Annotated in this window: 11 protein-coding genes, 1 tRNA gene and 1 pseudogene; 5 read left to right on the top strand and 8 right to left on the bottom strand. The window is 62.3% G+C overall.

The genetic code is table 11. The annotated features are described in order from the left end of the window. Nucleotides 1-366: 366 nt before the first annotated feature. Nucleotides 367-1,251, bottom strand: coding sequence for an IS1595 family transposase (locus V2L32_RS03200; RefSeq protein WP_331234826.1), 885 nt, complete (start codon nucleotides 1,249-1,251; stop codon nucleotides 367-369). 279 nt (nucleotides 1,252-1,530) lie between these two features. Then, a pseudogene (locus tag V2L32_RS21090) lies at nucleotides 1,531-1,830 on the bottom strand (tyrosine-type recombinase/integrase); the annotation flags it as partial. A gap of 358 nt (nucleotides 1,831-2,188) precedes the next feature. On the opposite strand from V2L32_RS21090, the gene V2L32_RS03195 reads away from it, so the two are divergent. Next, nucleotides 2,189-2,725 carry a winged helix-turn-helix domain-containing protein gene (locus V2L32_RS03195; RefSeq protein WP_409348400.1) on the top strand — a complete coding sequence of 179 codons (537 nt, stop codon included), beginning with the start codon at nucleotides 2,189-2,191 and terminating at the stop codon, nucleotides 2,723-2,725. Nucleotides 2,726-4,518: 1,793 nt separating this feature from the next. Here V2L32_RS03195 and V2L32_RS03190 read toward each other — a convergent pair. Then, nucleotides 4,519-4,665 (bottom strand) — tRNA-Met (locus tag V2L32_RS03190). 82 nt (nucleotides 4,666-4,747) lie between these two features. On the opposite strand from V2L32_RS03190, the gene V2L32_RS03185 reads away from it, so the two are divergent. Further along, on the top strand, nucleotides 4,748-5,827 hold the full coding sequence (locus V2L32_RS03185) for a DUF7115 domain-containing protein (protein ID WP_331235018.1): 1,080 nt from the start codon (nucleotides 4,748-4,750) through the stop codon (nucleotides 5,825-5,827). On the opposite strand, the gene V2L32_RS03180 is transcribed toward V2L32_RS03185, so the two are convergent. Together V2L32_RS03180 and V2L32_RS03175 are read right to left on the bottom strand one after the other, a co-directional pair. Next, entirely contained in the window at nucleotides 5,805-6,164 is a 360-nt protein-coding gene (locus tag V2L32_RS03180; RefSeq protein WP_331235017.1) for a DUF5830 family protein, read from the bottom strand. The two genes, V2L32_RS03185 and V2L32_RS03180, sit on opposite strands and share 23 nt — an antisense overlap. Before the next feature lie 41 nt (nucleotides 6,165-6,205). Next, nucleotides 6,206-6,337 (bottom strand): HVO_2523 family zinc finger protein, encoded by a 132-nt coding sequence (locus V2L32_RS03175; RefSeq protein ID WP_331235015.1) that lies wholly within the window; start codon nucleotides 6,335-6,337, stop codon nucleotides 6,206-6,208. 165 nt (nucleotides 6,338-6,502) lie between these two features. Here V2L32_RS03175 and V2L32_RS03170 point away from each other — a divergent pair, with 165 nt between their 5' ends. Both V2L32_RS03170 and V2L32_RS03165 read left to right on the top strand, forming a co-directional pair. Beyond that, nucleotides 6,503-6,637 carry a hypothetical protein gene (locus tag V2L32_RS03170; RefSeq protein WP_331235014.1) on the top strand — a complete coding sequence of 45 codons (135 nt, stop codon included), beginning with the start codon at nucleotides 6,503-6,505 and terminating at the stop codon, nucleotides 6,635-6,637. Then, nucleotides 6,630-8,252 (top strand): BCCT family transporter, encoded by a 1,623-nt coding sequence (locus tag V2L32_RS03165; protein ID WP_331235012.1) that lies wholly within the window; start codon nucleotides 6,630-6,632, stop codon nucleotides 8,250-8,252. Before V2L32_RS03170 ends, V2L32_RS03165 begins: the two co-directional genes overlap by 8 nt. On the opposite strand, the gene V2L32_RS03160 is transcribed toward V2L32_RS03165, so the two are convergent. Beyond that, nucleotides 8,249-9,535, bottom strand: coding sequence for an amidohydrolase (locus tag V2L32_RS03160; RefSeq protein ID WP_331235011.1), 1,287 nt, complete (start codon nucleotides 9,533-9,535; stop codon nucleotides 8,249-8,251). The genes V2L32_RS03165 and V2L32_RS03160 overlap by 4 nt on opposite strands. Before the next feature lie 92 nt (nucleotides 9,536-9,627). Here V2L32_RS03160 and V2L32_RS03155 point away from each other — a divergent pair, with 92 nt between their 5' ends. Beyond that, nucleotides 9,628-10,614, top strand: a complete 987-nt coding sequence (locus tag V2L32_RS03155) for a D-2-hydroxyacid dehydrogenase (RefSeq protein WP_331235010.1) — start codon at nucleotides 9,628-9,630, stop codon at nucleotides 10,612-10,614. A gap of 10 nt (nucleotides 10,615-10,624) precedes the next feature. Here V2L32_RS03155 and V2L32_RS03150 read toward each other — a convergent pair whose 3' ends face one another. Continuing rightward, nucleotides 10,625-11,797, bottom strand: a complete 1,173-nt coding sequence (locus V2L32_RS03150; RefSeq protein ID WP_331235009.1) for a M24 family metallopeptidase — start codon at nucleotides 11,795-11,797, stop codon at nucleotides 10,625-10,627. 62 nt (nucleotides 11,798-11,859) lie between these two features. Continuing rightward, a complete protein-coding gene (locus V2L32_RS03145) occupies nucleotides 11,860-13,200 on the bottom strand; it encodes a class-III pyridoxal-phosphate-dependent aminotransferase (RefSeq protein WP_331235008.1) in 1,341 nt (446 codons plus the stop codon). Nucleotides 13,201-13,214: the final 14 nt, after the last annotated feature.

Genomic DNA, 13,214 nt, shown 5'->3' with positions numbered 1-13,214 from the left:
GCATTCTATCTCCTCATTGGTCTCAAATAAAGGCCTTCTTGTCATTCAATCTCCTATTCTACTTATAACTCTCCATATATAACTAAAGGCCATTTAGGTTTTGTACTGGGAGGATCGGCAAACTCTCTGTGATAACCTCCACCTAGTAGGGAAGACTCTCTCCTCATCGGTTTATAGAAGCGCGTTTCCAACTCGTTCAACTGACTGATGGTCAAATCTCTCGCGGAGATGATACGAAATCGTGTTTTTCGGAGGGCGTGTCCTGGCTGTTCTCACAGAGGTTGGAGATCGAAACCCGTCGACGCGTGTGCCGGCGTGGACCTCGTAGATATCTTTAACGCTCATGGGAAGCACGTTGTTGGTGAATCAGAGTACAGTTCGAACGACCTCTTCGAGAGCTTCTTGACCGGGTTTTCGTAAGATTCTTCGGCGAAGCTGGAACGCTCTGAGATACGGTGTGAGCTTGTCTTTTGAGACGCCCCGATGGGGCGAGAGCCACCGTCGCAGAAGCGACGCGTGGCTCTCGCAGGTGTTCACGTGTGCGTCTCCATCGACATATTCGCCCTCGCTATGAATCACGGCTTCTCGCTGGTAGTTCTCGTCCTCTTCGAGTGGATCGTATGCTCGAAATCCGTCAGTGTAGACAGTGAGCGACTCCTCCTCGCAGTCGCCGAGGAGGAGTCGAACGGTCGATTCATCAGCGGATTTCGCTGGGACGACGTATCGCTGGTCGCTACCACGATCAACGAGTGTGAACACTGGTGGCTTGTCCTGAGCATAGCTTCCGCGACCACGTTTCGAGAGCCCACGCGAGCGCGACCGGGAGTCGCGCTCGCGGCCTTTCAACCCCGCAGTCACGTAGACTTCGTCGATTTCGACGGGCCCCACGAGATCGATGGCTGGCGCGTCGAGCGTTCTGGCGAACTGCTCGACGCGCCGCCGAAGCGACCGATACGACACGTCAAGTTCAGCGTCAAGTTGGCGGATACTCGTGTTGAACCGGAGCAACAAGTAGAACGCGAACAAGAGCTTATCGAGGCCGATCTTCGCGTGCGCGAAGATCGTGCCGGTCTTTGGGTTGAACGTGCGGTCGCAATCCTTACAGAGATACCGCTGATACTCTCGAAAGCTGCCGTGTTTGATCACCGACTCAGACTGGCAGCGCGGGCAGTAGAGGCCGTCACGCCAGCGAACCTGCTGTAGCAGGTTCGCGGCGCTCGCCTCTGAGCTAAGCAATTCAAATGGGAACATTGCATTCGGGTGACGCGGCAGCGTCACCCTTGCCCGCTACGCTTCTCCAGCGCCAGCTCTACTCGACCAACAACCTGCTTCCGAAGAGCGATCTTTAATATCGATTTAGAATTACCGTCGAAATCAAGAACAACTCCAGCCCTCGGATCGGTAGTCAGCTACTGGAAAGATGCCATGGGATCTTTAAGACGTCGCTACATGCTCCGTAGAAGCCTTCTTAGTGGAGAATTTTACTTGAAATATACCGGTTTGACAACAATCATACGATGTTGAAACCGAGAGGTCGACCGGAACGGCGTCGATGGACTCACACCATCGGATGAACACCCGCAGCGTGTCCATCTGACCTTTCTCACTGGCTGGCGCGAGGTCGCCTTCGACGCGACGCCAGAGCCGGTAGCGGTGGAGATCACGGCCAGTGAGTTCGTTTAGGTTCTGGATCCCCTCTTCAGCGCACCATCGAATGAAGTGGCCTCATCGAGAACTATGCGAATTGAGCGTCGATTTGGCGAATTCGGCTTGTTTGTCAGTGAGATACAACTCGACGGCTTCGTCTGGGGTGATCGGTTCGAGTGACATGGTCTGTCCCTGCGGTGAGTGAACCTCATGCCAGAGCGCCCCCGAAACCGAGAGACGGCAAGCCGACGTAATCTACTTCGTCGTAGCCGATGACGCAATCCCGTCACGCCAACTCTTTTCGGCCAGAAATAGATAGACAGCGGCGACCTGATCCCGTCGGGTTGAGAATCGCGATTCCAACACGTTCCATGACGGTTGGTCCTATCACGATACGATCACTTAACTCCACAGTTATAGAATACTATGCGAAGAAGACGCTTGACGCCCTTTTGCCTCAAGCCACGGGGAGGTGGAGGAGATTTCGATCAATTATCTGGGGGGTAAAATTATTCATGGCACTATCCCCACTACTACGCCAATGGGCGAGCCAGAACCGGGATCTTGGAGGGAAAATACGAGCGGACGGGAGCGAGTTCGTTACGTGGTCGAGCTGCTCGAAGAGGCAACGACGGTCCAAGAGATCGCGAACGAGGCAGACGTCTCACGAACGACTGCCCACGACGAACTCCGACGGCTGGAGAGTGACGACTGGGTGCTCCAGACGACCGTCGACGGAAAGCAAGCGTACGATCTCAACCCCGTGCGGATGCTCCTCGATGAGATCACAGACCTAATCGGAGAGTACTCCCGAGAGGAGCTCGAGGCCAAGTTGACTGAACTGAAGGCCGATGAAGAAGAATTGGCCGAGGGGTACGGCGTAGAGTCGCTCTCCGAGTTCCGGGAACAGCTGGCCGAGAAGGATTACTCATCGGAGGACCTACGCGAGCGAAGGAACGTGATCGCGACGTGGGAGGCGCTCAACACCGAACTCGGTCTCGTTAGGCATGCCCTCCAGCTCTACGACGACGTCGTCGAGCTCTCCTCACTACGGACTGATACCCGGTCGTTCGCCTGATGGTCGTCTTCCTCGCGAACAGGGCGAATCTCCAGTCCAAACGACTCCACGACCGAATCGCAAACCAGATTCGACCAGAGTTCAGCAACGTACGAAGACGGCGCGCCGACCCTCGTGAACGAGGACCCTATCGAGTCGTCGGCGAGACGGATCCTCGAGTGTTTCTCGGCGACCAGAAGGATCCGACAGAAGCGGCTCGAGTAGAGATCGGTTTCAGCTCCAGACTGATGACCCGAACGAGCACTACTGGATCAACTGGATCGAACCCGAGCGAGGCATGCTCGTCGGCTGGCATCAGGACGACACGCACGACGATATTGGACCGGTTCATATCCAGGTCAACTATGGATCAACCGCTGTCAATCGCGAGCCGGCTCGGTTCATCGATTCACACCCACTTGACGTGGTGAGTCAACGACTCGCGACACTCTCCGAAGCCGTAATAGCTGTTCAGTGGGATCAAGAACGTCCAGTTGGGATGAACCCTACCGTCTCGAATCTGTGATTTTCCGTGAACGCTCTTCGGAAGCAGATTGTTGGTTGGTACCGACGCTCCGGGATCGGTGAGCGAACACCCAAGGAGACTGGATCACGATGAGCGGCCTCAAAGGGTGGTAGATCCAGTGTTTGACGGAATTTGTTTGAGAGAACTATCGGTGATGCTGCGGTGTATTTCCAGGCTTGACGATCCGTTTCCCACTCTCCGAGGTCACGTCTTGCTTTTTTATCTAGCGCAATGTCTGCCCACCAGGTTTCAGCTGTAGCACGGAGAGCGTGAAGGGTGATGTGATCCGGATCGATGCAATCTGAATTCTTAGCAGCTCTCCGTAAGAGACGTCTGAAGTACTGGTACCTGTGATCGGCACAGTCCTCCTGTTCAAAAAAGGCAAACTAAACAGGCGGCGATACGAGGGCTCCAGTTGAAGGGGATTATACGCGCCCCCATTGTGGTCTTAGGCTCCCACTGTCGCTGGTATAAAGCGTCCTCAACCGTGTACTCATCACTTCTCTCCGCTTTTCCTATCGCGTGCGTCCAGCAATATTTACACCCACATGACTCATATCGAGGGATCTTTATATACCCATATCGCCAATTAATCCAGCCTTCGTGGAGATGCATTATTTTACCTATACGCATCCCTAATCTGGAGGTGAGGAGGATGAGGTAGCAAGCAAGCAGTCTCTTGTCTTTGCGGTTTATCCTTAGAGCGCCTGTGTAGAGGTCCAGCAAGTGGAAGGCGTGCGGTGCATCTTCTCACGAATATCTGTTTGTAGACATAATAGACAATAGTGATCGGTGAAGATATAATTATCGGTAATTGATATAAATGGATTCTTATCGGCCAACCCACCCAATACATTGCCAGGGATTGCACTTCAATGATATAGAAATACCCTATCTCTCTGTAATACAGGGGATATCGATCTTTTACAATATAGCGTATGACAAAGTAAGAGATAAATTACATATACGCAGAATTAGCCGAGTATCCTCTAATTGTTGCCTGGGGATTCGTTTCCCACAACTCGGACTCACTCGGGGAATTTTTCGTTGGATTGTTATCGTAAAAAACGACGGATTGTTTCAGAATCAATCGCGCGACTCTTAGAATGAGCTATCTCGCTTTCATTAACACTGAAATCGGATCATCGCCCGGATCAAACACGCCCCAAATCGATATCGCGGACAGAACTAGAAAGAGGACAAATGTTAAAACTCTCGCACCTTTTCCAGACAGTAACCCTAAATCACTCCGACTCACTTTATCGAGCCATCTACCGGCTTGCAAAAATGCCCGGGGTGGGCTCCGAACCCACGATCTCCGCATGTCCCAGGTCCGACCCGGCAAGGTCGCGGGAGAGGGAGGCTTCCAAGGCGTGCCACACCGAATCGTGAAACCCTATGAGTGCGGCGCTATGTCCAGCTAAGCCACCCGGGCTCGTCCGTCGATTGTCGGCTCTCTCTCTTTACCGTTCCGATTGGGCGGCGGATTTATATTGGATAAAAACAATAAGTGTATCATGGATGTCCCAGCACTCGTCGAGGACGCGATCGACCCGGGTGAGGTGGTCGCCCGAATCGACCTCGGTGGCGGCGACGAACTGTTCGTGCAGATCGAGAAGACGGTCCTCCATCGGACGGAGGGCCTGCTCAGCGACGAGTCGGTCGAGGTGGTCCCCCACGACGCCGAGCGGGTCACGGTCGAAGAGGGACGCAAGAAGGCGACGATCGACGTAGACTGCGGAATCGACGGCGTCCACCCGCTTTCGGTCCCGGCCTCACGGGTCGACGATGCGCTCCACGCGATGCTCTCCGGCGTGCTCGCGACGACCGGCGTCATCGACCCCGACGAACGGACCGTCGAGACGTTCCGGTTTAGCGAACTCACCGTGGTCGTCACGACCCGTCGACTCCTCACCCACGTCGGAGCCGCGGTCTGGGACGAGGAGGCGGCGGTGTTCGACTACGAACGGGTCACCGACCTGGCGTTCGAGGAGGGGAGCGTGGCGACGGAGGTCGTGCTCACCCACGACGGCCGGAGGGAACGGTTCAAGGCCCCGAACGAGACCGCTCGAGTCCTCGAAGAGCGACTGACGGACGCTCTCGTCACCTACCACGACGTGGAGTCGATCGCGGAGATCGACGCAGACGCGGGAGCGAGAGAGGAGGGTGGGACGACGAGCACGGACCCGGCCGATCCGTTCGACTCGGCACTCGAACCGTTGAACGTCGACCCGCCTCGCCTCGACGACGAACGAGCGATCGAACGCCCTGCGGGAGGGGACGACGGGGACGCCCGGTCCGACGAACGGCGTGACGACGACATCGAGTCACCCCCGATGGCGCGGCGGACCGACGAGGGCGCCGACCCGACGGCTGACGAGGTCGAGCACGCGGAGTTCGACCGGATCGAGCGGGAGGGAGGGTCGAAAGACCTCGAGAGCGCGGGCTTCGAGCCGGCTGGCACCGCCACCGAGGAGCTCGCGGAACGGATCGACGCCCTCCGCCGGACGGCCGAACGACAGACGGCTGCGATCGAGCGCCAGGAAGCGCTCCTCGAACGGCTGATCGACGAACTCAGCCGGACTCACGGCCGGTGACGACGCGGATACACGAGGAGCCGAACGGGCCGATCTCGCCCGCGTCCAGCCGGATGAAGTGACCGGTCGAGATCCCGATCCCGCAGCGTCGACAGGTGAACTCCCCCTCCTTCGCGACGACCTCGCTCTCGAAGCGGACGAACGCACCGCGTTCCGGCCTGACGATCCCCTCCTCTCGATCGAGCAAGCCCGCCATCGCGGCCCGGTCGAGGATCTCGCGTGTGAGGTGCGGATCGGTGGTGATCGTCTCGATCCGATCGACCGCCTCTGCGAGCGTGAGCGACTCCGCCTCGATCCGCCGGAGGAGCTCGACCCCGAGGGCCACCCGATCGTCCATCGACGGTACCGAGTACCGCGGTCGGTATGAACGCTCTGCACTTATATCCAGAAGGTGTCACTGCAGTCGTAGACGACGCCGTGGTTCGGACAGAGGTACTTGCAGTGGCGGCGCTCCATCGGGGTCGCACAGAGCGGACAGGGTCGACCGACCGATCCCTCCGAACCCGTCATCGCCGGGGGGACGGTGGCTCGGGGTATGAGCGTATCGACCCGAAGGGGAGTGGAGGTGATCGTCGGTGCGGTCGAGTGCGGCGTGGGTGACCAAACCGTCCGGTCGACAGGGTCGAATCACCGGAACACTCAATACCCATATCGACTTCTATGTGTCGTGCCATCATGTCTCTACACGATCGGTATACGGGGGTCGGCGGCGTCGTGAGCGCTCCCTGGGGGAGGGGGTCTGTCGCGGCGGAGGGAGGAACCGGCGGACCGGGGGTCGGTGCGATACGGATGGAGGCCGACGATGGCTGACGCCGGCGGGCCGAGGTCGTCCGAGGGCTTTCTCGAAGAGCTCGACCCGGTCGTCTTCGTCTTCGGCGCGCTGTTGACCCTCGGGGTGATCGGGACCTTCTTCGCGAGCCCGGGAACCGTCGAGAGCGCCATCGGCGTGCTGAACACGGTCTTCCTCGAGTACCTGAACTGGGCGCTCCTGGTGATCGTCTTCCTGGTCGTCCTCTTCCTGCTCTTCCTGATCGTCGGGCCCTGGGGGAAGATTACTTTCGGCGACGACCCGCCGGAGTACAGCTTCCTCTCGTTTTTCGCGATGCTCTACTCCGCCGGCTTCGCCGCCGGGGTGGTGTTCTGGGGACCGACCGAGGCGCTGTTTTACTACGACAACCCCTCGCCGCTGTTCGACGTCTCAAGCCAGTCGGGCGCCGCGATGTCGATCGCGGTCCAGCAGACGCTCTTCCACTGGGCACTGCCCCAGCTCGCAGTGTTCACCATCATGGGGATCGCGATCGGCTACTTCGCGTACAACTACGAGAACGTCCCGTTGCGAGTCTCCTCGGCGCTCACGCCCATACTCGGGAAGGACAACCTGGACGGGCCGGCCGCGAAGGCGATCGACATCCTCGCCGTCTTCGCGACGATCGGCGGCGTGGCGACCTCGCTCGGCTTCATCGGCAGCCAGTTCGTCGAGGGGCTGAGCTTCCAGTGGGGGGTCGACCTCGGCGATACGGGGATCATCCTCGTCGTGACGACGATGACGTTGTTGTTCACGATCTCGATGGTGCTCGGCGTCGACAAGGGGATCCGCCGGCTCTCGAACTTCAACATGATCCTCTTCGGGATCCTGCTCGTCGCCACGCTGCTCGTCGGGCCGACGATCTTCCTCGTCCTGCTCGGCACGCAGGCGTTGGGCGGGATGATCTCGGATTTCGTCGCGATGAGCCTCTTCACCGGCGCCGGCGTCGAGGGCGGCACCGAGTGGGCGAACGCCTGGACCGTGTTCTACTGGGCGTGGGCGCTCTCGTGGTCGCCGTTCGCGGGGCTGTTCATCGCTCGGATCTCCCGCGGACGGACGGTGCGCGAGGTCGCGTTCACGGGCATCGTCGCGACCTCGGCGGCGACGATCCCGTGGTTCGTCTCGCTCGGCGGCACCGCGGTCTGGGCCCAGCACAACGACGTCGCCGACTTCACGGCCGTGATGGCCGGCGACGTCGGCGCGGAGGCGACCGGCTTCATCATGTTTGAGGCGTTCCCGCTCGGGACGGTCTTCATGGTCGCGTTCATGATCCTCGTCACCACGTTCTTCATCACTTCCGCGGACTCCTCGACGCTCGCCGTCTCGATGATGACCACCGGCGGGAAGGCGAAACCCTCGAACTTGAACCGGATCTTCTGGGGCGTAGTGCTCGGGATGACCGCCGCGATTCTCATGATCCTCGGCGGGGTCGACGCGCTCCAGTCGGCGGCGATCATCACCGGCGGACCGTTCGCGTTCGTCTGTTTCCTCGCGATGCTCGGGCTGATCAAGGAGTTCGGGTCGAGCTACGGACGGGTCCTCCTGCAGGACGAGACGGTACTCATCGGAAAGAGCAGGGAGCGCGCGCCGACCGACACGCTCCCGGGCGACGACGACTAGGCGTCGAGAGTCGGCCGCGTTTCTGCCGTCCGTTCGATCGCCTCCGCCAGCACGTCCACACCGATCGGGATCGACCGTTCGTCCACGTCGAAGCCTGGCGAGTGATGGCCCGCCGGGTGGTCGGTGCCGACGATCGCGTAGGTCGCGAGGCCCCCCCGTTTCTGTACCTCGTCCATGAAGAACGTCGCGTCCTCGCTCGCGCCGAACGGCGCCGAGTCGACCACCGAGTCGACCGCCTCGTGCTCGGCAGCGACTCCGGCGACGATCTCCGCGAGTGCGGGGTCGCTGTCGGATCGGGGACACTCGCCCTCGACGGCCTGTGAGACCGAACAGCCGTGCATCTCGGCGGCAGCTGCGACGATCCGGTCGTACTCCCCCTTCATGTACTCCATCAGGTCGGTCGTCTCGCCGCGTACCTCCCCGATCATCTTCGCACGATCCGCGACGACGTTGCTCGCGCTCCCGGCGTCGATCCGCCCGACGTTCAGGCGTGTCGCACCCCCGGAGTGTCTGGGGATCCCGTTGACGTTCGAGACCGCCGTCGCGGTCGCCGCGATGGCGTCTCTCCCCTCCTGCGGAGCCTGTCCCGCGTGGGCCGACGTCCCCCAAAACACGGTCCGGAGGTGACACATCGCGAGCGGTTCGACGATACCCGCGACGACCTCGCCCGTGGGGTGGTCCAGCCCGACGTGGACGGCGAAGAAGTACTCCAGATCCTCCGCGTACGGCCCGAACGCCATCGGTTTGCCCCCGCCGGCGACCTCCTCCGCGGGCTGGAAGAAGACGACCAGACGGCCCTCGAACGCACTCTCTGCCACGCGTTCTATCACTCCCAGCCCGATCGCCATGTGCGCGTCGTGGCCGCAGGCGTGCATCACGCCCTCGTTCTCGGAACGAAACCCCTCGGACGCAGGACGGTGGCTCTCCTCCTCGGACTCGGCGACGTAGAGCCCGTCGATGTCCACCCGCAGGCCGATCGTCGGTCCTGGTCCCCGGTCGAGCACCCCGACGACCCCCGTGTAGCCGCCCTCGGTCGCCGCCAGGACGTCCTCTCGGGTACCACGCTCGCGGGCCCGGTCGTGCCACTCCTCCAGGACTTCGCTCCCTGGGACCGCCATCCGGTGATCGGGGTCCATCGTCTCCCGGCCGACCGCTATCTCGTCGACCCCGGTCCGGGAGAGTTCCTCGACCAGAAGCCCGGTCGTGTGGACCTCGCACCAGGCGGGCTCGGGGTAGCGATGCAGCCGACGTCTGAGCGAGAACAGCGGGTCCGTGTCGGTCATCGGTCGAGGCTTCGTTCCAGGTCCCTATAACTCGTCGCGAGAGCGTGCCGGGAGGCGAACGTTTTGGTCGGCCGGGTGTGAACCCGAGGGCGATGACCGCCGAAGGGAGAGAACCGGATATCGTCGTGTTGCGCGAGGGAACCGAGGGACTCGCGATGGAGCCGTACGCCGAGGAGCTACGCGAACGACTGCCGGGCCACGAGCTCGCACTGGCACGGACACCGCGCGAGGAGCGAGAACTGGTCGCCGGTGCGAGGATCGTCACCGGCGTCGGGATCGACGAGACGCTGCTCGAACGGGCGGAGCAACTCGAGCTGTTCGCGTGTGCGTTCGCCGGCACCGAGCACCTCCCGATGGACGAGATCGAGCGGCGGGGTATCGCGGTGACGAACGCGGGCGGGATCCACGCGCCGGGGATCGCCGAGGCGACGGTCGGCAACATGCTCGTCTTCGCCCGGCGACTCCACGAGGGCTGGCGCAGGAAGCAGAACCACGAGTGGCGACACTTCCGGTCGCACGAACTCTGCGGCTCGACCGTGACGATCGTCGGACTCGGCTCGATCGGCCGGGCGGTCGCGGCTCGACTGGAGGGGTTCGAGGTCGAGACGGTGGGCGTCAGGTACACGCCTGAGAAGGGCGGACCGACCGACGAGGTGATCGGCTTCGACCAGGACCACCTGCACGAGGCGCTCTCGCGCACCGGGTACCTCGTGATCGCCTGCCCGCTCACGGAGGAGACCAGAGGGCTGATCGGTGAGGCGGAGTTCGCCACCCTCCCCCCGGAGGCGGTCGTGATCAACACCGCCCGTGGACCGATCGTCGACACCGACGCGCTCGTGAGCGCGATTCAGGTGAACGCGATCCGGGGGGCGGCCCTCGACGTCACCGATCCCGAACCGCTTCCCCCGGAGCACCCGCTCTGGCGCTTCGAGAACGTGCTCATCACGCCACACACGGGCGGCCATACCCCCAGTCACTGGGAGCGGCTGGCGGAGATCGTCGCGGGGAACGTCCGGCGACTGGAGGAGACGGGGTCGTTCGAGGGGCTGGAGAACGTCGTCTCCGCGCCTGGACGGTAGGACCCCGCGATCAGACCGAGAACAGCTCTCTCGGGAACGACGCGAGCGCCTCCGCACCGGTTTCGGTCACGCGGATCGTCTCGCTGATCTCGACGCCGAACTCGTCGAACCAGATCCCGGGGATGACGTGGAACGTCATGTTCTCCTCCAACACCGTCTCGTCCTGCGGGCGCAGGCTCGCCGTGTGTTCGCCCCAGTCCGGCGGGTAGCCCAGTCCCATCGAGTAGCCGATCCGCGACTCCTTCTCGATGCCGTGTTCGGCGATCGTCTCGCGCCAGGCCCGCTCGACCGCCTCGCAGGTGACCCCCGGTTTCGCCTCGCCGATCGCCGCTTCCAGCCCCTCGACGACGACGTCCGCGACGTGTCGCATCTCCTCTCCTGGCTCGCCGATCACGGCCGTCCGGGCGAGCGGCGAGTGGTACCGGTGGCGACATCCCGAGAGCTCGATGATGACGGGATCGCCCTCCGAAAAGGGCTCGTCCGACCAGGTGAGATGTGGCGTCCCGGTGTGCTCGCCGGAGGGCATAAGCGGGACGATCGAGGGGTAGTCGCCGCCGAACTCGTCGGTGCCGGCGATCAGCGTGTGGTAGATCTCCGCCGCGACCTCCGATTCCGGAACGCCCGCGCCGATCGCCTCGATCCCGGCGCGCATCGCCCGCTCGGAGAGCTCGGCCGCCTGCTCCATCAGCGCGAGTTCGGCCTCCGACTTCACGATGCGAACCCAGCCGACGAGCAGTGTCGCGTCGGTGAACGTCGCGTTCGGGAGGTGCTCGCGCAGTCGTTCGTGCGAGCGGGCGGTGTAGTACGAGGCGTCCATCTCGACGCCGATGGTCGTCGCGTCGAGGCCGAGATCCGAGAGGAGGGTGGCGACGGCGTCCATCGGGTGTTTCCCGACCGGCGAGTGGACGTGGTCGTCGCTGTAGGAGTGGACGTTCTCCTCGTCGATCCAGACGGTCGCCCGCGCGCCGTTTCTGTCCATCTCGCGGCCGATCCAGACCGGCTGGTCGAGTTCGAGGGAAACGATCACGCCCTGGTGGACGTAGAAGGACCAGCCGTCGTAGCCGGCGAGGTAGTTCATGTTCGCCGGATCCGAGAGAAAGAGCGTCTCGACACCCTCCTCTCGCATCCGTTCTTTCGTCACCTCGACGCGGCGCTCGTACTCGGATCGTTCGAACGGGTTCATGCGAACCTCTCACGATCCGACCACTTATACTGTGCTCACCGGCGATCGAACTACACCGGGGTTCAGGCCGTCGCCTCGATCGCGTCGACGAGGATCGAGATCCCGAGCTCGATCTCGCGTTCGGTGACGTCGAGCGGCGGCAGTAGCCGGATCGTCTTCTTCCCGCAGCCGAGGGTGAGCAGGCCGCGTTCGAGCGCCGCCTCGACCACGGCACCGCGTCGATCCGGCGTGTCGAACTCGACGGCGAGCAACAGCCCGAGCCCCCGGAGGTCCACGACCCCGGGCAGATCCGCCTCCTCCAGCAGCTCCGTCGCCTGCCGCCCTCGTTCGGTGGCGTTACCCATCAGGTCGTACTCCTCGATCGCGTCGAGCGTGAGCACGCCCTGTGCGGCCGCGAGGACGTCGCCGCCGCCCCAGGTCGAGCCGATGCGGTTTTTCGCCTTCGGGAAGAGCTCCTCGCGGGAGATCGTCGCCGCCGAGCGAAGCGCCTTCGCGCTACAGATCACGTCCGGTTCGATCGCGTAGTGATCCGAGGCCCACATCTTTCCGGTCCTCCCCACGCCGGTCTGGATCTCGTCGACGATCAGGTGAATCCCGTGCTCCGAACAGACCCGCGCGAGTTCGTCCATGAACGGCTCGCTCGGGAAGTTGTACCCTCCGACGCCCTGGATCGGCTCGACGATCGCGTAGGCGACTTCGGAGGGATCGATATAGCCGCCCTCGGGTTCGAGCAGGCGTTCGAACGCCGAGCGGTCGCCCGCGAAGAAGCCACACGAACACGTCTCGCGCGAGCAGGTCCGGTCCTCGCAGAACGGCAGCGTCCGCGTCCCCGAGACCTCCGCGTAACTGCGCGTGTAGACCGACTTCGTCCGCGTGAGCGAGAGCGTCGCGAGGGTACGGCCGTGGAACCCACCGAGAAAGGTCACGCCGTACTTCCCGCGCGTGTTCGCCTGACAGATCTTCACCGCGTTCTCGATCGCCTCCGCGCCCGAGTTCGAGAGGAACACCGTGTCCATCCCGTACTCGCTGCTCAGCTCACAGAGTCGTTCCATCAGGTGGCTCGGCCCCGGGATCGCTCCCTCGTCGGGCGTCGGTCCCGACCCGAGGTAGAAGTCCTGGCCGGCGATCTTCAGCGGATCGACGAGGTCGAACTCCGACAGCGGGTCGAGCACTTTCTGGTTGTTGTAGCCCAGCGGAGCGGCTCCGATGTGACAGGTGAAATCGAGGAAGACGTTCCCGTCGACGTCGGTGCAGAACGGGCCCTCCGCGTCGGCGGTGACGTCCCAGACGAACTCGTGGGAGTACTCGCTCGGCGCGGCGTGACGGTGGTGGTACTCGATCCAGGCCTCGCTGTTCTCCCCGGAGAGCGCGGAAACCGACGGTTCGACGCGATCGCGGTCCATGGCTCCGATCCGCA

Origin of the sequence: Halalkalicoccus sp. CGA53 (assembly GCF_036429475.1) — an archaeon.
Lineage (GTDB): Archaea > Halobacteriota > Halobacteria > Halobacteriales > Halalkalicoccaceae > Natronorarus > Natronorarus salvus.
Note: the sequence above shows the minus strand (reverse complement) of the source record. Positions and strands in the feature narration are given on the sequence as shown.